Source organism: Thermus neutrinimicus (assembly GCF_022760955.1).
In the GTDB taxonomy this organism is placed as follows: Bacteria; Deinococcota; Deinococci; order Deinococcales; family Thermaceae; genus Thermus; species Thermus neutrinimicus.
Genome location: NZ_JAKTNU010000010.1, coordinates 24,186 through 44,122, shown reverse-complemented (window position 1 = coordinate 44,122; position 19,937 = coordinate 24,186). Strand labels below are relative to the sequence as shown.

Sequence of the window (19,937 nt, the reverse complement as noted above, 5' to 3'; positions counted from 1 at the left end):
ATGGCGACCATCCGCGACCTTAGGCTGATTCCCTTCCGCATCCCCTTAAGGGCGCCTTTGCGCTGGGGCAAGGCCTCGGAGATGGTGGCCCTGGAGCATGCCCTTTTGCGGGTGGAGTTGAGTGACGGTTCCCTGGGCCAAGCGGAGGTGGCCATCCGCCCCACCATCTATGGGGAAACCTTGGGAAGCGTGCAGGGGGGGCTTGCCTACTTGAGGCCCCGGCTCTTGGGCCTCGAGGCGGACGACCAGGAGGCCATCCGTGCAGCCTTGGAGGCCTTTCCCTGCAACCTGGGCCTCAAGGGGGCCCTAGACCTGGCCCTTTGGGAGGCCTGGGCCAGGAGCGAGGGGGAGGAGCTTTACCAGGTCCTAAGGCCGGCCAAGCACCGGGTGCGGGTCTCCTACATCCTGGGCATGGCCTCGGAGGAGGAGATGCTCTCCGATGCCCGCATGGCCTACGAGGCGGGGGTGCGGGTCTTCAAGGTGAAGGTGGGCCGGGACCTGGAGGGGGATGGGCGGAAGATCGCCCGCCTCAAGGAGGCCTTCCCCGACGCCGACCTTTACGCCGACGCCAACGAAACCCTTTCTCCCCAGGAGGCGGAGCGCTACCTTCTCGCCTGGAAGGAGATGGGCCTCCTCTACGTGGAAGAACCTTTGCCCATAGAGGAGGTGGAGGCCAGGAGGAAGCTGAGGGAGAAGGGAATCCTTCCCCTCATCGCCGATGACTCCGCCATGACCCCTAAGGACCTCCGCCGGGAGCTTCTTCTGGACACCTTTGACATCCTGAACCTGAAGCCCGCCCGCACCGGGGTCACCTGGACCCTGGAGATGCTGGCCTTGGCCCGGGAAAAGGGCAAAAGGGCCATGGTGGGAAGCCAGGCGCAAAGCTCCTTTGGGGCCTACCAGTCGGCGCTTCTGGCCTTCCAGCAGGGGGTTACCGAGCCCAACGAGCTGGCCTTCCACCTGAAGGCGGAAGGGGGGTTCCTGGACTTCCCCGCCTTCCGCCAGGGGTGGCTTTACTGGGAGGACCTGGTGGAGGCCCGGTTTGAGGAGGAGGCCTTTCGGCGGTATGCCCTAGAGTAAACGGGCGGTCTGGGGCGGACCCAGACCGCTTAGCTGGCCGGGATTATTGGGCTTGCACGGAGGTGTAGTAGCGGTAAGAGTTCCCAGCGCCGTCAAAGGCCACGATGTCGATGTCGTAGCGGCCGGGGCTGGAGGGGGTGAAGCTGAAGTTGAAGCTGACCCATTGTGCAGGGAGGCTTGGCGTGATGGTGACCGGTATTTCCGCGGAGTTCACATACACCTTGAGGTCCGTAACCATGGTTTCGCCATCGCTAGCAGAGCCAGAGAAGGTGACAGGTTGCCCGACGGGCACAGTGGCTCCATAGGAGGGAGAAGGAGGGGCAAGTGAAATCCTAGGTGGATTAAAATCCAACCCAACGCCCACGCCGCTACCGGACACCACTATCCGGATAGGTGGGCTGTAGCGGACCAGGGTGGTGGGTTGGTGGTTGCTGCCGAGGCCCGAGACCGTGGCTTTGACGTAGAGGGTCGTGTCCTGCTGTACTTGGCCTGCTTTGATGCGTACCCCAGTTTTGCTTTGGGCCTCAATGGTGGCGTCGGTGCTGGGCGCAAAGTCGGAGCAGTCAGGTTGTGTGCAGGTGCCAACCTGGTAGTTGACGGTGTAGTCGTCTAAGGGGAAAGAACCATCGGAAGACCCCACAGACTGGCCGGGTTCTATCACCCATAGCCGCAGGTTCAGCTCTTCCCCAGGCGAGATTATGCCGTTGTCGTTATAGGATAGCCAGGCCTCTCCCAGGATGGCCTTGGGCTTAAGGAGAAGGCTGGTGTTTCCCGAAATGGTGTGGGTTTCACGGCCCCAAGCGACTTCGTTTTGGCGCCCGTAGTTCCAAACGGAAACCTCAAAGTCGTAGTCGCCGTTCTGCAGGATAAAAATCGCTGTGGGGTTTTGCCTGGTAAGAGTGGCGGAATCTACCAGCGCCCCTTGGCTGTCATAGACCTTCACATCGGCTTCTTCGGCACTCCAGGGCACTCCTTGGGGTGTCAATCCATTTCCCGTCGCTTGCCGCTGCGGGAAAGCCACCGAAACCGAAACTGTGGACTTGCCCGTGTCCCCGCCCGTGGTTTGGGTGCTACACGCACCCAAGACAAGCGCCAGGGCGCCGGCGACCATAAGTGCCAGACTTTTCCGCATAGGCCATACACCTCCTTGGGCTATCACCCAGCAGCCATACTACAGACCTCCTTGGCTTGGCAAGATTTATCTGCACCAGTAGGGGGGGTGCTGGGGCATAGAGTGCTATGGTTGGGCAATTTTCCGGATAATGGAAGTGTGCTATGGCAGAGACAGATCTAGGAAAGTTTCAATAAGTTTCTGAGCCCCAGCTTGCACAAGAACCTCCCCCTCGTGCCCCGTGAGCAGGGCGTAGGTGGGTATCCCCGCTCCCACGGCGCTCTTCACCCCAGAAGGGGAGTCCTCAAAGGCCAGGGCCTCATGGGGAAGGAGGCCAAGGCGCTTCAGGGCCACCCGGTAGGGCAAGGGGTCGGGTTTCCCCCGGCCCACCTCCTCCGCCAGGACGAGCAGGGGTGGGTTTAACCCCAGGGCCCCCAGCACGTGCCAGGCGTTTTCCTTGGGGGCATTGGTCACCACCCCCCAGGTGAGGCCCCTGGCTTGGGCTTCCTCCAAAAGCTCAAGGAAACCCGGCATGGGCCTTAGGTCCTGGGCCAGTTCCCGAAAGCGGGCCTCCTTGGCCCTTATGAGGCTTTGGGCTTCCTCCCCCTCCAGCCCCAACAGGTCCTTGACGATATCCGGGTTGAGCCGGCCAGAGATGCGCTTGTGGTAGAAGGCCTGGTCCACCTGGATGCCAAAGGGTGCTAAGGCCTCCCGCCAGGCCAGAAGGTGCAGGGGGTCGGTGTCCGCCAAGGTGCCATCAAGGTCGAAGAGCAAGGCTTTAAGCATGGGCCGTCCTCCGCTCAAGACCGGAGATTAGCAGGAAAAGGGTTGAGGCCAGGAGGAGAAGCCCATAAGGAATACCTTCTGTGGGCAAGAGGGCGAACAGGGCGGGGATCAGGGTGCTTCCCGTGGCCCCCGCATAGAGCAGGCCCCCCAGGGCCCGGTGGCCGAAGCGGGCCTGCACCAGGGCAAACAGGGTGGAGAAGAGGGGGCCCAGGAGGAAGCCCACCAGGGGGAAGAGGAGGGCGGTGGGAGGGAGGAGGTTGAGGATAAGGAGGATGAGGACCCCAAGGAGTAGGCCCTTTAGGGCCACCAGGGGACTCCCTGCCACCCGCCTGGCCAGGAAAAGTCGGCCCAGGGCCAAAAAGAGCCAGTACAGGGAAAGGAGCACCCCTCCCAGGGCGGTGGGATGGCCCAGGTGCTCCAAATAGACCCGGTTCCAGGCGGCTAAGGCTCCTTCCAGGCCCGTGTAGACCGCCACGGTCAGGAGGAAGGGCCAAAGCCCCCGTCCTCCCTCCTGGGGCACCTGGGTTACCCGAGGGGCCCCCCAGAGGAGAAGGGCCCCCATCCAGGCCAGGAGGCCCGCCAGAAACAGCACGGCGCCATAGGGCAAAAGGGTGAGGGCAAAGGGGGTGAAGACCGCTCCCAGGCCGAAGGCCACGTTCACCCGGTTCAGGAGCTCCACGCGTTTCCTGGGGTAAAGCTCTCCCACCAGGCTGTTGCCGTGGACGTTCATCACCCCTTCCCCAAGCCCCAGGAGGAAGGCCAGGGCCACCACCGAGGGGAAGGAGGGGGCCAGGGCCACCCCCAAGAGGGCCAGGCCCACAAGCCCCATGGCGGCGGGGAAGAGGGGGTGGCGTTTCTCCCCCTGGGCCAGGCGCACCCCCAGGAGAAGGCCCAGGAGGAGGGCGGTGAAGAACCAGGAAACCTCTTCTCCCACCCCGTAACGCCCCCGCCAGAGGGGCAGGGCTGCCCCGGGCAGGGCCACGATCACGCCCACCAGGAAAAGCGCCAGGAAGGAGCCCCAGAAGAGGCGCACGTTCGCCATTCTCCCCCTATCTGACCCTTTGGTCAATAATGGGAAGCATGGAGGAGGCCTTGGAAAAGGCTTTGGCGGGCGAGGGGTACTTTGCCTTTCCTGGCCTTTTGCTGGTGCGGGGGCCCGACGCCCTTTCCTTTCTCCAGGGCCAGTGCACCCGGGACCTGAGGCGGCTTTCCGGGCCCATGGGGGCCCTCTTCCTCAACCACCGGGGGCAGATAGAGGAGGCGGCCACGGTGTTTCCTCACCCCGAGGGCTTTCTTCTGGCTCCCTGGGGTAGCTTGGAGGGGCTAAGGGCAAGGCTTAAGCGTTACCTCGTCTTTGACCGGGTGGAGCTTCTGGAGCTTCCCCTTTACCGGCGCCTCCATGCCCATGGGCGGGAGGAGGTGGCGGAAAGCGGGGAGGGAGCCCATCCCGCTGGGGTTTACCCCCTTTATGCCCTGCTTAAAGGCCTCCCGCTCCTTTCCGACATCCGCGGGGAGCTTCCCCAGAGCGTGGGGCTTCTCCCCCTGGTGGACCCCGGCAAGGGGTGTTATCTGGGCCAGGAGATCATGGCCCGCCTCGAGGGTAAGGAGGTGCACCATCGCCTGGTGGGCCTAAGGGGGCTTTCCCCCTCCCAAGAAGCCCCCTTTGCCCTCCTGCTGGAGGGGCGCAAGGTGGGGGAGGCCAAGCGGGTGATGGAGACGCCCTTTGGGGTTTTGGGCCTTGCGGTGGTGCGCAAGGAGGTGCCCCTGGGGGAGGCGGTGGAGGGGGGCGGGGGGCGCTTCCTTGTGGAGCCTTTGCCCTTTGAGGAGGCGGCATGGAGCGGGCGGAGATCATCGGGGTAGGCACGGAGCTCATCTACGGGGAGACCCTGGACACCAACACGGCGGAGATCGCCAGGAGCCTCGAGGGCTACGCCCTCAAGGTGGAAAGGACCCTTAGGGTGGTGGACGAACCCCTCCCCCTGGCCCGGGAGGTGGGCCAGGCCTGGGAAAGGGCGAGGCTTTTGGTGCTCTCCGGGGGCCTGGGCCCCACCCCCGACGATGTGACCCGGGAGGCGGTGGCCGAGGCCTTGGGGGAGCCCTTGGAGCTGGACGAGGGGATGCTTTCAGAGATCGAGGCCCTCTTCCGGGCCCGGGGCCGGGCCATGCCCGAGGCCAACCGCAAGCAGGCCTTGAAGATCCCCTCGGCCACCTGGCTTAAAAACCCCAGGGGCACCGCCCCCGGCTGGTGGGTGCGGAAGGAGGGGAAGGACCTGATCCTCCTGCCTGGGCCCCCGCCCGAGTGGAGGCCCATGTGGGAGGAGGTGTTGCCCAAGCTTAACCTCCCCCGCCGTCCCTACGCCAAGCGGGTCCTGAAGACCTGGGGCATCGGGGAGTCAGAGATCGTGGAAAGGCTTGGGGAGCTTTTCAAGCGGGAGGCGGAGGTGGAGGTGGGCACCTACCCCAAGCTCCAGGGGGTGGAGGTGGTGGTGAGGGGCCGGGAGGATCTGGTGGCCGACCTTACGGAAAGGATCAGGAAGCGGCTTTTGAAGGAGATCTGGGGCGAGGGGGAGCTCACCCTGGCCGAGGCGGTGAAGCGTCGCCTGGAGCTGGAGGGGGCCACCCTTGCCACCATGGAAAGCCTTACCGGGGGGCTTCTGGGGGCGGAGATCACCCGGGTGCCGGGGGCGAGCCGCTTCTACCTGGGGGGCGTGGTATCCTATTCCGTAGGGGCCAAGGCCCGCTTCGGTGTGCCTGAGGAACTCCTCGCCAAGACGGTCTCCGCCGAGACGGCCAAGGCCATGGCGGAGGCTGCCCGGGCGCTTTTCGGTTCCACCTATGCCCTTTCCACCACGGGGGTGGCGGGACCGGACCCTTTGGAGGGCGAACCCGTGGGCACGGTCTTTGTGGCCCTGGCGGGGCCTAAGGGGGCGGAGGTGCGCCGCTACCGCTTCCCCGGGGACCGCGAGGTGGTGCGGCTCCGAAGCGTCTATGCCGCCTTGGCCTTGCTCCTAACATGAGGCTCTTCTACGCGATCTTTCTTCCGGAAGAGGTGAAGCGGGCCTTGGTGGAGGCACAAGAGCGGGTGGCCCGCTACAAGGGGTGGAAGGAGGTGGTGCCCCACCAGCTCCACCTTACCCTTCTTTTCCTGGGGGAAAGGCCAGAGGGGGACCTGCCGGATCTTTTGGCCCTGGGCCACCGGCTGGGTCGGCTCCATCCTCCCTTCACCGCCCGCATCCGGGGCACGGGTTACTTTCCCAACGAGGGCACCCCGAGGGTCTGGTTCGCCAAGGTGGAAGGGGAGGGGTTTGTGCCCTTGGCGGAAGGCCTTCGGGAAGGGGTGCGGGAACTCCTGGGAGAGGAGGCGCTTTGGGCAGGGGGGGATAAGCCCTTTAAGCCCCACATCACCCTAGCCCGGCGCAAGGCCCCTGCTCCCCGGGTGCCCCCGGTGGTCTTCGGCGTGGAGTGGCCGGTGACGGAGTTCGCCCTGGTGCGCTCGGAGCTTAAGCCCAAGGGGCCCGTCTATACCATTTTGGAAAAGTTTCCTTTGCGAGGTGACCATGGACGAGAACAAGAGGAAAGCGCTGGAAAACGCCCTCAAGACCATTGAGAAGGAGTTCGGCAAGGGTGCGGTCATGCGCCTGGGGGAGATGCCCAAGCTCCAGGTGGATGTGATCCCCACGGGCTCCTTGGGCCTGGACCTGGCCCTGGGGATCGGGGGCATTCCCCGGGGAAGGGTTATCGAGATCTACGGCCCTGAGTCCGGGGGGAAGACCACCTTGGCCCTCACCATCATCGCCCAGGCCCAGAAGCAGGGGGGTGTGGCGGCCTTTGTGGATGCGGAGCACGCCCTGGACCCCCTTTACGCCCAGAAACTGGGGGTCAAGGTGGAGGACCTCCTGGTTTCCCAGCCCGACACCGGGGAGCAGGCCCTGGAGATCGTGGAGCTTCTGGCCCGCTCGGGGGCGGTGGATGTCATCGTGGTGGACTCGGTGGCCGCCCTGGTGCCCAAGGCGGAGATCGAGGGGGAGATGGGGGACCAGCACGTGGGCCTGCAGGCCAGGCTCATGAGCCAGGCCCTGCGCAAGCTCACCGCGGTTCTGTCCAAGAGCAACACCGCCGCCATCTTCATCAACCAGGTGCGGGAGAAGGTGGGGGTGATGTACGGCAACCCCGAGACCACGCCTGGGGGCCGGGCGCTTAAGTTCTACTCCAGCGTGCGCCTGGACGTGCGCAAAAGTGGCCAGCCCATCAAGGTGGGGAACGAGGCGGTGGGGATCCGGGTCAAGGTGAAGGTGGTGAAGAACAAGCTGGCCCCACCCTTCCGCGAGGCGGAGCTGGAGATCTACTTCGGCAGGGGCCTTGACCCGGTCATGGACCTGGTGAACGTGGCCGTGGCGGCCAACGTCATCGAGAAGGCGGGAAGCTGGTTCTCCTACGGGGAGGTCCGCCTGGGCCAGGGGAAGGAGAAGGCGGCGGACTACCTCCGGGAGCGGCCCGAGCTTCTGGAGGAGATCCGGGCCAAGGTGCTGGAGAGGGCCCACGAGGTGGTGCTCGCGGGGAGCGAGGAAGGGGAGGAGTAGATGACCCTGAACCTTTTGGACCTGGGGCTTCTCCTCCTGGTCCTGCTCCTCTTGGGGGCCCTGTTTCTTAGGCGCAAGGGGGAGGACCGCACGGGGGAGGAGGCTAAAAGGCTCCTCGAGGCCGCCAGGGGGGAGGCCAGGGAGGCCCTCGAGGCGGCCCGGAAAGAGGCCAAGGAGATCCTGGAGGCCGCCCGGGCCGAGGCCAGGACCCTGCGCCAGGAGGCCGAGGAGCGGGCTAAGGCCTTGCGGCAGGAACTGGAGGCGGAGCTTAAGCGCCGCTCGGAGGCCCTGGAGGCCGAGGCCAAAAGGCGCTTGCAGGAGGCGGAGGAGCGCCTAAGGGGCGAGCGGGAGGAGCTTAAGGCCGAGCGGGAGAGGCTTAGGGCCTTGCAGGAGGAGCTTAAGGCGGAAAGGGAGCGGCTCAAGGGGGAGCGGGAGGAACTCCGGCGGGAGGCGGAAAGGCTCTCCAAGAGGGGCGAGGCCTTGGACGCCCGGGCCCTCAAGCTGGATGCCCTGGAGGAGGTCCTTTCCAAGCGGGAGGAGGCCCTTAAAGCCCAGGAGGCCCTTCTGCAGGAGAGGGAGCGCGAGGTGGAACGGAGGCTTTACGAGGTGGCGGGCCTCTCCCCGGAGGAGGCCCGGCGCCTCATCCTGGAGAGGCTGGACCGGGAGCTGGAGGAGGAGAAGGCCCAGAGGGTGCGGGCGGCCTTGGAAAGGGTGCGCCTCGAGGCCCGCAAGGAGGCCCAGAAGATCCTGGCCCAGGCCATGCAGCGCCAGGCCTCGGAAACCGCCGCCCAGCTGGCGGTCTCCGTGGTGCCCATCCCCTCCGATGCCATGAAGGGCCGGATCATCGGGCGGGAGGGGCGGAACATCCGCACCTTTGAGGCCTTGACGGGGGTGGACCTCATCATCGACGACACCCCGGAGGCCGTCTTGCTCTCCTCCTTCAACCCCATCCGCCGGGAGATCGCCCGCATGGCCCTGGAGGAGCTCCTTAAGGATGGGCGCATCCACCCAAGCCGGATCGAGGAGGTGGTGGAGAAGGCCAAGCAGGAGATGAAGACCTTCATCTACGAGCGGGGCGAGGAGGCGGCCCTGGAAGCGGGGGTGGTGGGGCTAAAGCCCGGCCTCATCCAGCTTCTTGGCCGGCTCCACTTCCGCTCCAGCTACGGCCAGAACGTCCTCAAGCACTCGGTGCAGGTGGCCCACCTCGCTGGGATCATGGCCGCGGAGCTGGGCCTGGATGCCGCCTTGGCCCGGCGGGCGGGGCTCCTTCACGACATCGGCAAGAGCGTGGACCGGGAGATGGAGGGAAGCCACGTGGAGATCGGCATCGCCCTGGCCCGCCGCTTCGGGGAGCCTCTGGAGGTCATCGACGGCATCGCCCACCACCACGACCCCGAGAATGCGGAGACCGTGTATGCGGTTTTGGTGGCCGCCGCCGACGCCCTTTCCGCCGCCCGGCCCGGGGCCAGACGGGAGAGCCTGGAGGAATATTTGCAGCGCCTCGAGGCCCTGGAGCGCATCGCCCTTTCCTTCCCTGGGGTAGAAACCGCCTTTGCCGTGCAGGCGGGGCGGGAGGTGAGGGTCATCGTCAAGCCCGACAAGATCACCGACGCCAAGGCCACCCTCCTGGCCCGGGAGATCGCAGGCCGCATCGAGCGGGAGATGAACTATCCGGGCCAGGTGCAGGTGACCGTGGTGCGGGAGACCCGGGCGGTGGAGTACGCTAAATAGGCTAGAATGGGGCGATTATGCTGAGGGGCGAGGACATCGGGATTGACCTGGGAACGGCCAGTGTTCTCATTTACGTGCGGGGCAAGGGGATCGTCTTGCGCGAGCCCTCCGTGATCGCGGTGGTGCAGGGGAAGCGGGAGGTGAAGGCGGTGGGGGCCGAGGCCTACCGCATGCTGGGGCGCACCCCGGGGAACATCGTGGCGGTGCGGCCCCTAAAGGATGGGGTTATCGCCGACTACGCCTTAACGGAGCGCATGCTCCTCCTCTTCCTGCAAAAGGTGCTCTCCCCCATGAGCCGCTTCTTCCGACCCCGGGTCATGGTGGGGGTGCCCTCCGGGGTCACGGACGTGGAGCGGCGGGCGGTGGTGCAGGCGGTCTCCGCCATGGCCCACAAGGTCTACCTCATTGAGGAACCCCTGGCGGCGGCCATCGGGGCGGGGATCAACGTGGCCGAGCCCACGGGCAGCATGGTGGTGGACATCGGGGGAGGCTCCACGGACATCGCCGTCATCTCCCTGGGGGGGATCGTGCGCTCGGAAAGCCTGAGGATTGCCGGAAACGAGATGGACCAGGCCATCATCCGCTACGTGCGGCAAAAGTACAACCTCCTCATCGGGGAGCGCACCGCCGAGGAGCTCAAGATCCAGCTGGGCCGGGCCAAGGTCCTTCCCGGGGAGGAGAAGGAAGTGGCCGAGGTGCGGGGCCGGGACCTCATCACCGGCCTTCCCCGCACCGCGGAGATCCCTGCCGAGGACGTGGCCGAGGCCCTGAGGGAGCCTTTGGACAAGATCTTCCAGGGGGTTAAGACCGTCTTGGAGACCACGCCCCCGGAGCTGGCCTCGGACATTTACGAGAGGGGGATTCTTCTCACCGGGGGCGGGGCCCTCCTCAAGAACCTGGACGTGGCCCTGCAGGAGGCCACGGGGGTGCCCGTGGTGGTGGCGGAAAACCCCATTGAGGCGGTGGCCTTGGGCACGGGTAAGGCCTTGGAGATGCTTCACGTGCTGGAGGACACCATCCTTTCTTCGGACGATGTCCTGAAGAGGTGAGCCGTGGAGATCGGGGAGATCCTTTCCCTCCTTCCCCACCGCTACCCCTTTTTGCTCATCGACCGGGTGCTCCACGCCGACGAGAAAACCTTCCGGGCCCTGAAGAACGTCACCTTTAACGAACCCCACTTCCAGGGGCATTTTCCCGGCTACCCCATCATGCCGGGGGTGCTGATCCTCGAGGCCATGGCCCAGGCCGCGGTGGGCGCCATCGCCCGGCAGCCGGGTTTCAAGCCCGGGGGCTTGGTCTTTCTCGTGGGGGTGGAGGAGGCCCGCTTCAAAAAGCCCGTGGTGCCAGGGGATACCCTGATCCTGGAGGGGGAGCTTCTCCTCTTCCGCCGGGGCCTGGGCAAGGTGGCGGTTAGGGCCTTGGTGGAGGGGGAAGAAAGGGCCAGCGCCCGTTTAAGCTTCGTGGTCCGGGAGGGTGCGGAGTAGGGGGCGCTGAGCTTCGGGAAGTGGTCCGCCTCGAGGCTCTTTAGGTAAAGGGGTTGGCCAAGGGTGGCCACCTGGGCTTGTGGGGGAAGAGAAGCGAGGCTTAGGTCTAACCCCCAGGCAAGGGGAAGGCTTAGCCCAAGGCAAAGGGACTTCCGTCGGATGGGGCTTTGACCCCAGGGACGGCTAGTTCCGGGTGGCGTGCCGGGGTCAAAAACCCCAGGGCCCAGGAGCTGAGAGGGTGGATGTCCAAGGGGGCCAGCTCGTCCCCCGAGAGGGAGGTGGCTTTCCCCAGCCTTTTCCTTGCCCTAGGGTATGATCTTCCCTTGTGGGGGACCTTATGGCCTATTTGAAATGGGCCCGGGGGGGACGGGTGGTGGAAACCGGCTTCCTGGGCCCGGAGGAGCAGGCCCTTTTGCAGGAGAAGGCCCGGGAGGAGGGGCTTAAGGTGGCCTTTTTCGGGGGGTTCCCCTTGGCGGAGAGGAGGCTTGCGGTGCTGTATCCCCCGGAGGTCCCCTCCGTCCACGACCCGGTGGAGGTGGTCTTCCTAGAAAAGGAACCCCCGGACTTGGGGGAGGCCATGGGGGACTGCAAGGTGGTCCCTCCGGGACTGGCCGGGGCCTTTGGGGAGGGTTACCTGGTGGCGGTGTCCGCCAAGGGGAGGAGGGCCTTGGAGGAGGCGGGCTACACCCTTTCCCCACCCCCGGAAGGGGCCTTAAGGGCCACCAGCGAACGGGTGCGGACCCTGGTGGTGCCCTCTTTGCGGGTGGATGCCGTGGGGGCCAAGGGCTTTGGGGTCTCCCGCAACTACTTCGTCCAGGGGGTGAAGGCGGGGAAGGTGCGGCTTAGGGGCAAGGTGGCCTCCCCCAAGGAGGAGATGGCCCCCGGGGACACCCTTTTGGCGGAGGGCTTGGGAAGCCTGAGGCTTTTGGAGGTGCTTGGCGAAACCCGGCGGGGAAACTATAAAATCAAGGTGGAGGTGGAACGGTAGGGGCAAAACGAGAGGGGTGTCGGGTAGGCTTGACGGCTTAAGGGACTACCCTATAAGCTAAGGTTTGTGCTCTTTGGTCGGGCCAAGGGAGCACGGTAAGAGCCAGCCGCCGCGGGGCACACGGTCCCGCGGAAGAACCCTGTTAGCTTACCTCGGGCGGCCCGCTTTCCATCCTTGAGGTGACGCATGGAGATTAAGCGGTTCGGTCGCATCCGAGAGGTTATACCCCTTCCCCCTTTAACGGAAATCCAGGTGGAGTCCTACAAAAGGGCCCTTCAGGCCGATGTTCCCCCGGATAAGCGGGAGGACGTGGGCATCCAGGCGGCCTTCAAGGAGACCTTCCCCGTGGAGGAGGGGGACAAGGGCAAGGGCGGCATGGTCCTGGACTTCCTGGAGTACCGCATCGGGGAGCCTCCCTTTTCCCAGGACGAGTGCCGGGAGAAGGACCTGACCTACCAGGCTCCCCTCTATGCCCGCCTCCAGCTCATCCACAAGGACACGGGCCTCATCAAGGAGGACGAGGTCTTCCTGGGCCACATCCCCCTCATGACCGAGGACGGCTCCTTCATCATCAACGGGGCCGACCGGGTGATCGTTTCCCAGATCCACCGCTCCCCGGGGGTCTACTTCACCCCGGACCCCGCCCGGCCCGGGCGTTACGTGGCCAGCATTATCCCCTTGCCCAAGCGGGGGCCTTGGATTGACCTGGAGGTGGAGCAAAACGGCACCGTCTCCATGAAGGTCAACAAGCGCAAGTTCCCTCTGATCCTTCTCCTCAGGGTCCTGGGCTACGACGCCGAAACCCTGAACCGGGAGCTTGGGGCCTATGGGGAGCTTTTGGGGGGCCTTCTGGATGAGGCGGTGCTGGCCATGCGCCCGGAGGAGGCCCTGGTGCGCCTCTTCACCCTGCTCCGGCCCGGCGACCCTCCCAAGAAGGACAAGGCCTTGGCCTACCTCTTTGGCCTTTTGGCTGACCCGAGGCGGTACGACCTGGGGGAGGCGGGGCGGTACAAGGCGGAGGAAAAGGTGGGGGTGCGCCTTTCCGGCCGCACCCTGGCGCGCTTTGAGGACGGGGAGTTTAAGGACGAGATCTTCCTGCCCACCCTGCGCTACCTCTTCGCCCTCATGGCCGGGGTTTCCGGGCACGAGGTGGACGACATCGACCACCTGGGCAACCGCCGCATCCGCACCGTGGGGGAGCTCATGGCCGACCAGTTCCGGGTGGGCCTAAGCCGCCTGGCCCGGGGGGTGCGGGAGAGGATGGTGATGGGCTCCGCCGATACCCTCACGCCGGCCAAGCTGGTGAACAACCGTCCCCTCGAGGCGGCCATCCGGGAGTTCTTCAGCCGTAGCCAGCTTTCCCAGTTCAAGGACGAGACCAACCCCCTTTCCTCCCTGCGCCACAAAAGGCGCATCTCCGCCTTGGGCCCTGGGGGCCTCACCCGGGAGCGGGCGGGGTTTGACGTGCGGGACGTGCACCGCACCCACTATGGCCGCATCTGCCCGGTGGAGACCCCGGAAGGCGCCAACATCGGCCTCATCACCTCCCTGGCCGCCTATGCCCGGGTGGATCACTTGGGCTTCATCCGCACCCCCTACCGCCGGGTGAGGGATGGGGTGGTCACCGACGAGGTGGTCTACATGACCGCCACCGAGGAGGACCGGTACACCATTGCCCAGGCCAACACCCCCCTCGAGGGGAACCGCATCGCCACCGACCGGGTGGTGGCCCGGCGCCGGGGCGAGCCGGTGATCGTGGGCCCGGAGGAGGTGGAGTTCATGGACGTGAGCCCCAAACAGGTCTTCTCCGTGAACACCAACCTCATCCCCTTCTTGGAGCACGACGACGCCAACCGGGCCCTCATGGGTTCCAACATGCAGACCCAGGCGGTGCCCCTCATCCGGGCCCAGGCCCCGGTGGTGATGACGGGCCTCGAGGAGCGGGTGGTGCGGGACTCCCTGGCCGCGGTCTATGCCGAGGAGGACGGGGAGGTGGTGGCGGTGGATGGCCGCCGCATCGCCGTGCGCTACGAGGATGGCCGCCTGGTGGAGTACCCCTTGCGCCGCTTTGTGCGTTCCAACCAGGGTACCGCCCTGGACCAGCGCCCCCGGGTGACCGTGGGCCAGAGGGTGAAGAGGGGGGACCTCCTGGCGGACGGCCCGGCCTCCGAGGAGGGCTTCCTGGCCCTGGGGCAGAACGTCCTGGTGGCCATCATGCCCTTTGACGGCTACAACTTTGAGGACGCCATCGTCATCAGCGAGGAACTTCTAAAGCGGGACTTCTACACCTCCATCCACATCGAGCGCTACGAGATCGAGGCCCGGGACACCAAGCTGGGCCCGGAGCGGATCACCCGGGACATCCCTCACCTCTCCGAGGCGGCCTTAAGGGACCTGGACGAGGAAGGGGTGGTGCGCATCGGGGCCGAGGTGAAGCCCGGGGATATCCTGGTGGGCCGCACCAGTTTCAAGGGGGAGCAGGAACCCTCCCCGGAGGAGAGGCTTCTGCGCTCCATCTTCGGGGATAAGGCCCGGGATGTGAAGGACACCTCCTTGAGGGTTCCCCCGGGGGAGGGGGGGATCGTGGTGGGCACCCTGCGCCTGCGCCGTGGGGACCCCGGGGTGGAGCTGAAGCCTGGGGTGCGGGAGGTGGTGCGGGTTTACGTGGCGCAAAAGCGCAAGCTCCAGGTGGGGGACAAGCTGGCCAACCGCCACGGGAACAAGGGGGTGGTGGCCAAGATCCTCCCCGTGGAGGACATGCCCCACCTGCCGGACGGCACCCCCGTGGACATCATCCTGAACCCCTTGGGCGTGCCCAGCCGTATGAACCTGGGTCAGATCCTGGAAACCCACTTGGGCCTGGCGGGCTTCTTCCTTGGCCAGCGCTACATCTCCCCCGTTTTTGACGGGGCCACGGAGCCCGAGATCAAGGCCCTTTTGGCCGAGGCCTTTGACCTTTACTTCGGCAAGCGGAAGGAGGAGGGCTTCGGGGTGGACAAGAGGGAGCTGGAGGTCCTGGCCCGGGCGGAGAAGCTGGGCCTGGTGAGCCCCGGCAAGAGCCCGGAGGAGCAGCTTAGGGAGCTTTTCATGCAGGGCAAGGTGGTTCTCTACGACGGCCGCTCCGGCGAGCCCATCGAGGGGCCCATCGTGGTGGGGCAGATGTTCATCATGAAGCTCTACCACATGGTGGAGGACAAGATGCACGCCCGCTCCACCGGCCCCTACTCCCTCATCACCCAACAGCCCTTGGGCGGTAAGGCCCAGTTCGGCGGCCAGCGCTTCGGGGAGATGGAGGTGTGGGCCCTCGAGGCCTACGGGGCCGCCCACACCCTGCAGGAGATGCTTACCCTGAAGTCCGACGACATCGAGGGCCGGAACGCCGCCTACGAGGCCATCATCAAGGGAGAGGACGTGCCCGAGCCCAGCGTGCCCGAGTCCTTCCGGGTGCTGGTAAAGGAGCTTCAGGCCTTGGCCTTGGATGTGCAGACCCTGGACGAGCGGGATAACCCCGTGGACATCTTTGAGGGCCTGGCATCCAAGCGGTAAGCCGCGCCAAAAGGGCGGGATTGCCATTGAGTGGAGGAGGAATGAAAAAGGAAGTTCGCAAGGTCCGCATCGCCCTGGCCTCTCCGGAAAAGATCCGCTCCTGGAGCTACGGGGAGGTGGAGAAGCCGGAAACCATCAACTACCGCACCCTGAAGCCCGAGCGGGATGGGCTTTTTGACGAGCGCATCTTCGGCCCCACCAAGGACTACGAGTGCGCCTGCGGCAAGTACAAGCGCCAGCGCTTTGAGGGGAAGGTGTGCGAGCGCTGCGGGGTGGAGGTCACCAAGAGCATCGTGCGCCGCTACCGCATGGGGCACATCGAGCTGGCCACCCCGGCGGCCCACATCTGGTTCGTGAAGGATGTGCCCTCCAAGATCGGCACCCTCCTGGACCTCTCGGCCACCGAGCTGGAGCAGGTCCTCTACTTCAGCAAGTACATCGTCCTGGACCCCAAGGGGGCGGTGCTGGATGGCGTGCCGGTAGGGAAGCGCCAGCTCCTCACGGACGAGGAGTACCGGGAGCTTCGCTTTGGCAAGCAGGAAACCTATCCCTTGCCCCAGGGGGTGGATGCCCTGGTCAAGGACGGCGAGGAGGTGGTGAAGGGGCAGGAGCTTTTCCCTGGGGTGGTGAGCCGCATGGATGGGGTGGCCCTTTACCGCTTCCCCCGGCGGGTGCGGATCGATTACCTGCGCAAGGAGCGGGCGGGCCTCCGCCTTCCCCTTTCCGCCTGGGTGGAGCGGGAGGGCTATAGGCCGGGAGAGGTCCTGGCGGAACTCCCCGAGCCCTACCTCTTCCGGGCGGAGGAGGAAGGGGTGGTGGAGCTTAGAGAGCTCGAGGAGGGCCACCTCCTCAGCCTGCTTAAGGACGACGAACCCGTGGCCCGCTACTTCCTGCCCGTGGGGCTTACCCCCTTGGTGGTCCAGGGGGAGGTGGTGGAAAGGGGCCAGCCCCTGGCGGAGGGGCGGGGCCTTTTGCGCATGCCCCGGCACATGAGCGCCAAGGAGGTGGAGGCGGAGGAGGAGGGGGATACCGTCTACCTCACCTTCTTCCTGGAATGGACGGAGCCCAAGGACTACGCGGTGGCCCCCCATATGAACGTGGTGGTGCCGGAAGGCGCCCACGTCCAGGCGGGGGAGAAGGTGGTGGCGGCCATCGACCCCGAGGAGGAGGTGATCGCCGAGGCCGAGGGCATCGTCCACCTGCACGAGCCCGCCAGCATCGTGGTGATGAAGGCCCGGCTCTACCCCTTTGAGGAGGACGTGGAGGTGACCACCGGGGACCGGGTGGCCCCGGGGGATGCCCTGGCCGACGGGGGTAGGGTCAAGAGCGAGATCTACGGCCGGGTGGAGGTGGACCTGGTCCGGAACGCGGTGCGGGTGGTGGAGTCCTACGACATCGACGCCCGCATGGGGGCCGAGGCCATCCAGGCCCTTTTGAAGGAGCTGGACCTGGAGAAGCTGGAGGCTGAGCTTCTGGAGGAGATGAAACACCCCTCCCGGGCCCGGCGGGCCAAGGCCAGGAAGCGCCTCGAGGTGGTCCGGGCCTTCCTGGACTCCGGCAACCGGCCGGAGTGGATGATCCTCGAGGCGGTGCCCGTGCTTCCCCCTGACCTGCGCCCCATGGTGCAGGTGGACGGGGGCCGCTTCGCCACCAGCGACCTCAACGACCTCTACCGCCGCCTCATCAACCGCAACAACCGCCTGAAGAAGCTCCTGGCCCAGGGGGCCCCGGAGATCATCATCCGCAACGAGAAGCGCATGCTCCAAGAGGCGGTGGATGCGGTCATCGACAACGGCCGCCGCGGCTCCCCCGTCACCAACCCGGGCTCCGAACGGCCCCTTAGGAGCCTCACCGACATCCTCTCCGGCAAGCAGGGCCGCTTCCGCCAGAACCTCTTGGGCAAGCGGGTGGACTACTCGGGGCGGAGCGTGATCGTGGTGGGGCCCCAGCTCAAGCTCCACCAGTGCGGCCTGCCCAAGCGCATGGCCCTGGAGCTCTTCAAGCCCTTCCTCCTCAAGAAGATGGAGGAAAAGGGCATTGCCCCCAACGTGAAAGCGGCCCGCAGGATGCTGGAGCGCCAGCGGGACATCAAGGACGAGGTGTGGGATGCCCTCGAGGAGGTGATCCACGGCAAGGTGGTCCTCCTAAACCGCGCCCCCACCCTCCACCGCCTGGGCATCCAGGCCTTCCAGCCGGTTTTGGTGGAGGGCCAGTCCATCCAGCTCCACCCCCTGGTCTGCGAGGCCTTCAACGCCGATTTCGACGGGGACCAGATGGCGGTGCACGTGCCCCTTTCCTCCTTCGCCCAGGCGGAGGCCCGCATCCAGATGCTCTCCGCCCACAACCTCCTCTCCCCCGCCTCCGGGGAACCCTTGGCCAAGCCCAGCCGGGACATCATCCTGGGGCTTTACTACATCACCCAGGTGCGCCGGGAGAAGAAGGGGGCCGGCCGGGAGTTCGCCACGGTGGAGGAGGCCTTGGCCGCCTATGAGCGGGGCGAGGTGGCCTTGAACGCCCCCATCAAGGTGGCGGGCAAGGAGACCAGCGTGGGCCGGCTGAAGTTCGTGTTCGCAAGCCCAGATGAGGCCCTTCTGGCGGTGGCCCACGGCCTTCTGGACCTGCAGGACGTGGTGACGGTGCGCTACCTGGGGAAGCGCCTGGAGACCAGCCCGGGCCGGGTTCTCTTCGCCCGCATCGTGGGCGAGGCGGTGGGGGACGAGAAGGTGGCCCAGGAGCTCCTCCAGATGGACGTGCCCCAGGAGAAGAACTCCCTCAAGGACCTGGTCTACCAGTCCTTCCTGCGCCTGGGGATTGAGAAGACCGCAAGGCTCCTGGACGCCCTCAAGTACTACGGCTTCACCCTGTCCACCACCAGCGGGATCACCATCGGCATCGACGATGCCGTGATCCCCCCGGAGAAGCAAAAGTTCTTGGAGGAAGCGGATAAGAAGCTGCGGCAGATCGAGCAGGCTTACGAGATGGGCTTCCTCACCGACCGGGAGCGCTATGACCAGGTGATCCAGCTCTGGACCGAGACCACGGAGAAGGTCACCCAGGCGGTGTTTAGGAACTTTGAGGAGAACTACCCCTTCAACCCCCTCTACGTGATGGCCCAGTCGGGGGCCCGGGGTAACCCCCAGCAGATCCGCCAGCTTTGCGGCATGCGGGGCCTCATGCAAAAGCCCTCGGGGGAGACCTTTGAGGTGCCGGTGCGCTCCTCCTTCCGGGAAGGCCTCACCGTGCTGGAGTACTTCATCTCCAGCCACGGGGCCCGGAAGGGTGGGGCGGACACCGCCCTCAGGACCGCGGACTCGGGCTACCTCACCCGGAAGCTGGTGGACGTGGCCCACGAGATCGTGGTGCGGGAGGCGGACTGCGGCACCACCAACTTCATCTCCGTCCCCCTCTTCCAGCCCGACGAGGTGACCCGCACCCTGCGCTTAAGGAAGCGCTCGGACATTGAGTCTGGCCTCTATGGCCGCGTTCTGGCCCGGGAGGTGGAGGTCCTGGGCCAACGCTTGGAGGAGGGGCGTTACCTGACCCTCGAGGACGTGGGGCTCCTCATCAAGGCGGCGGAGGCCGGGGAGATCAAGGAGGTGCCCGTGCGCAGCCCCCTCACCTGCCAGACCCGCTACGGGGTGTGCCAGAAGTGCTACGGCTACGACCTCTCCATGGCCAGGCCCGTGTCCATCGGGGAGGCGGTGGGGGTGGTGGCGGCGGAGTCCATCGGCGAGCCCGGCACCCAGCTCACCATGCGCACCTTCCACACGGGCGGCGTGGCGGTGGGCACCGACATCACCCAGGGTCTGCCCCGGGTCATCGAGCTCTTTGAGGCCCGCAGGCCCAAGGCCAAGGCGGTCATCTCCGAGATCGACGGGGTGGTGCGCATCGAGGAGACCGAGGAGAAGCTTTCCGTCTTCGTGGAGTCCGAGGGCTTCTCCAAGGAATACAAGCTTCCCAAGGATGCCCGCTTGCTGGTGAAGGACGGGGATTATGTGGAGGCAGGCCAGCCCTTGACCCGCGGGGCCGTGGATCCCCATCAGCTTCTGGAGGCTAAGGGTCCTGAGGCGGTGGAGCGCTACCTGGTGGACGAGATCCAGAAGGTCTACCGGGCCCAGGGGGTGAAGCTCCACGACAAGCACATCGAGATCGTGGTGCGGCAGATGCTCAAGTACGTGGAGGTCACCGACCCCGGGGATAGCCGCCTGCTGGAGGGCCAGGTCCTGGAGAAGTGGGACGTGGAGGCCCTGAACGAGCGGCTCATCGCCGAGGGCAAGACCCCGGTGGCCTGGAAGCCCCTCCTCATGGGGGTTACCAAGAGCGCCCTTTCCACCAAGAGCTGGCTTTCCGCCGCCAGCTTCCAGAACACCACCCATGTGCTCACCGAGGCGGCCATCGCCGGCAAGAAGGACGAGCTCATCGGTCTCAAGGAAAACGTCATCCTGGGCCGCCTGATCCCTGCGGGTACCGGGAACGACTTCGTGCGCTTTACCCAGGTGGTGGACAAAAGGACCCTCAAGGCCATCGAGGAGGCCAGGAAGGAGGCGGTGGAGGCCAAGGAGAAGGAGCCTGCCCTTCGCCGCCCTGGCCGTCGCGAACAGCCTGGGAAGCAGGCCTAAGGGCACCCCACC

Annotated in this window: 14 protein-coding genes; 11 read left to right on the top strand and 3 right to left on the bottom strand. The window is 65.9% G+C overall.

The window, feature by feature from the left end:
• The gene (locus L0C59_RS07325; protein WP_243090705.1) at nt 1-1,080 is read left to right on the top strand and encodes an enolase C-terminal domain-like protein; all 1,080 of its coding nucleotides are present in this window, start codon (nt 1-3) and stop codon (nt 1,078-1,080) included.
• Between the two features lie 43 nt (nt 1,081-1,123).
• Here the strand turns inward: L0C59_RS07325 and L0C59_RS07320 are convergent, their stop codons facing one another.
• From L0C59_RS07320 to L0C59_RS07310, 3 genes are all read right to left on the bottom strand, one after another.
• Complete coding sequence (locus L0C59_RS07320) at nt 1,124-2,212, bottom strand: Ig-like domain-containing protein (protein ID WP_243090704.1); 1,089 nt, start codon at nt 2,210-2,212, stop codon at nt 1,124-1,126.
• A gap of 141 nt (nt 2,213-2,353) precedes the next feature.
• Nucleotides 2,354-2,977, bottom strand: coding sequence for an HAD family hydrolase (locus L0C59_RS07315; protein ID WP_243090703.1), 624 nt, complete (start codon nt 2,975-2,977; stop codon nt 2,354-2,356).
• On the bottom strand, nt 2,970-4,019 hold the full coding sequence (locus L0C59_RS07310; protein WP_243090702.1) for an MFS transporter: 1,050 nt from the start codon (nt 4,017-4,019) through the stop codon (nt 2,970-2,972). Before L0C59_RS07310 ends, L0C59_RS07315 begins: the two co-directional genes overlap by 8 nt.
• A gap of 38 nt (nt 4,020-4,057) precedes the next feature.
• Here L0C59_RS07310 and L0C59_RS07305 point away from each other — a divergent pair, with 38 nt between their 5' ends.
• From L0C59_RS07305 to rpoC, 10 genes are all read left to right on the top strand, one after another.
• The gene (locus L0C59_RS07305; RefSeq protein WP_243090701.1) at nt 4,058-4,837 is read left to right on the top strand and encodes a YgfZ family protein; all 780 of its coding nucleotides are present in this window, start codon (nt 4,058-4,060) and stop codon (nt 4,835-4,837) included.
• Entirely contained in the window at nt 4,810-5,994 is a 1,185-nt protein-coding gene (locus tag L0C59_RS07300) for a CinA family nicotinamide mononucleotide deamidase-related protein (protein WP_243090700.1), read from the top strand. The genes L0C59_RS07305 and L0C59_RS07300 overlap by 28 nt, the downstream gene beginning before the upstream one ends.
• Nucleotides 5,991-6,584 (top strand): RNA 2',3'-cyclic phosphodiesterase, encoded by a 594-nt coding sequence (thpR, locus tag L0C59_RS07295; RefSeq protein WP_243090699.1) that lies wholly within the window; start codon nt 5,991-5,993, stop codon nt 6,582-6,584. The genes L0C59_RS07300 and thpR overlap by 4 nt, the downstream gene beginning before the upstream one ends.
• On the top strand, nt 6,535-7,557 hold the full coding sequence (gene recA, locus L0C59_RS07290; RefSeq protein ID WP_279232595.1) for a recombinase RecA: 1,023 nt from the start codon (nt 6,535-6,537) through the stop codon (nt 7,555-7,557). The genes thpR and recA overlap by 50 nt, the downstream gene beginning before the upstream one ends.
• 6 nt (nt 7,558-7,563) lie before the next feature.
• On the top strand, nt 7,564-9,288 hold the full coding sequence (rny, locus tag L0C59_RS07285) for a ribonuclease Y (RefSeq protein ID WP_243090732.1): 1,725 nt from the start codon (nt 7,564-7,566) through the stop codon (nt 9,286-9,288).
• Nucleotides 9,289-9,305: 17 nt separating this feature from the next.
• Complete coding sequence (gene mreB / locus L0C59_RS07280) at nt 9,306-10,337, top strand: rod shape-determining protein (protein ID WP_243090697.1); 1,032 nt, start codon at nt 9,306-9,308, stop codon at nt 10,335-10,337.
• Between the two features lie 3 nt (nt 10,338-10,340).
• The gene (fabZ, locus tag L0C59_RS07275) at nt 10,341-10,772 is read left to right on the top strand and encodes a 3-hydroxyacyl-ACP dehydratase FabZ (RefSeq protein WP_243090696.1); all 432 of its coding nucleotides are present in this window, start codon (nt 10,341-10,343) and stop codon (nt 10,770-10,772) included.
• Between the two features lie 325 nt (nt 10,773-11,097).
• Nucleotides 11,098-11,760 (top strand): RNA-binding protein, encoded by a 663-nt coding sequence (locus L0C59_RS07270; protein WP_243090695.1) that lies wholly within the window; start codon nt 11,098-11,100, stop codon nt 11,758-11,760.
• 186 nt (nt 11,761-11,946) lie between these two features.
• Nucleotides 11,947-15,306, top strand: coding sequence for a DNA-directed RNA polymerase subunit beta (gene rpoB, locus L0C59_RS07265; RefSeq protein WP_243090694.1), 3,360 nt, complete (start codon nt 11,947-11,949; stop codon nt 15,304-15,306).
• 41 nt (nt 15,307-15,347) lie between these two features.
• Nucleotides 15,348-19,925, top strand: a complete 4,578-nt coding sequence (gene rpoC, locus L0C59_RS07260; RefSeq protein ID WP_243090693.1) for a DNA-directed RNA polymerase subunit beta' — start codon at nt 15,348-15,350, stop codon at nt 19,923-19,925.
• Nucleotides 19,926-19,937: the final 12 nt, after the last annotated feature.

Excerpts from the sequence above, each read along its gene's own strand:
- L0C59_RS07325 (WP_243090705.1), top strand. The coding sequence starts at position 1 with ATGGCGACCATCCGCGACCTTAGGCTGATTCCCTTCCGCATCCCCTTA.
- L0C59_RS07320 (WP_243090704.1), bottom strand. The coding sequence starts at position 2,212 with ATGCGGAAAAGTCTGGCACTTATGGTCGCCGGCGCCCTGGCGCTTGTC.
- L0C59_RS07315 (WP_243090703.1), bottom strand. The coding sequence starts at position 2,977 with ATGCTTAAAGCCTTGCTCTTCGACCTTGATGGCACCTTGGCGGACACC.
- L0C59_RS07310 (WP_243090702.1), bottom strand. The coding sequence starts at position 4,019 with ATGGCGAACGTGCGCCTCTTCTGGGGCTCCTTCCTGGCGCTTTTCCTG.
- L0C59_RS07305 (WP_243090701.1), top strand. The coding sequence starts at position 4,058 with ATGGAGGAGGCCTTGGAAAAGGCTTTGGCGGGCGAGGGGTACTTTGCC.
- L0C59_RS07300 (WP_243090700.1), top strand. The coding sequence starts at position 4,810 with ATGGAGCGGGCGGAGATCATCGGGGTAGGCACGGAGCTCATCTACGGG.
- thpR (WP_243090699.1), top strand. The coding sequence starts at position 5,991 with ATGAGGCTCTTCTACGCGATCTTTCTTCCGGAAGAGGTGAAGCGGGCC.
- recA (WP_279232595.1), top strand. The coding sequence starts at position 6,535 with ATGGACGAGAACAAGAGGAAAGCGCTGGAAAACGCCCTCAAGACCATT.
- mreB (WP_243090697.1), top strand. The coding sequence starts at position 9,306 with ATGCTGAGGGGCGAGGACATCGGGATTGACCTGGGAACGGCCAGTGTT.
- rpoB (WP_243090694.1), top strand. The coding sequence starts at position 11,947 with ATGGAGATTAAGCGGTTCGGTCGCATCCGAGAGGTTATACCCCTTCCC.
- rpoC (WP_243090693.1), top strand. The coding sequence starts at position 15,348 with ATGAAAAAGGAAGTTCGCAAGGTCCGCATCGCCCTGGCCTCTCCGGAA.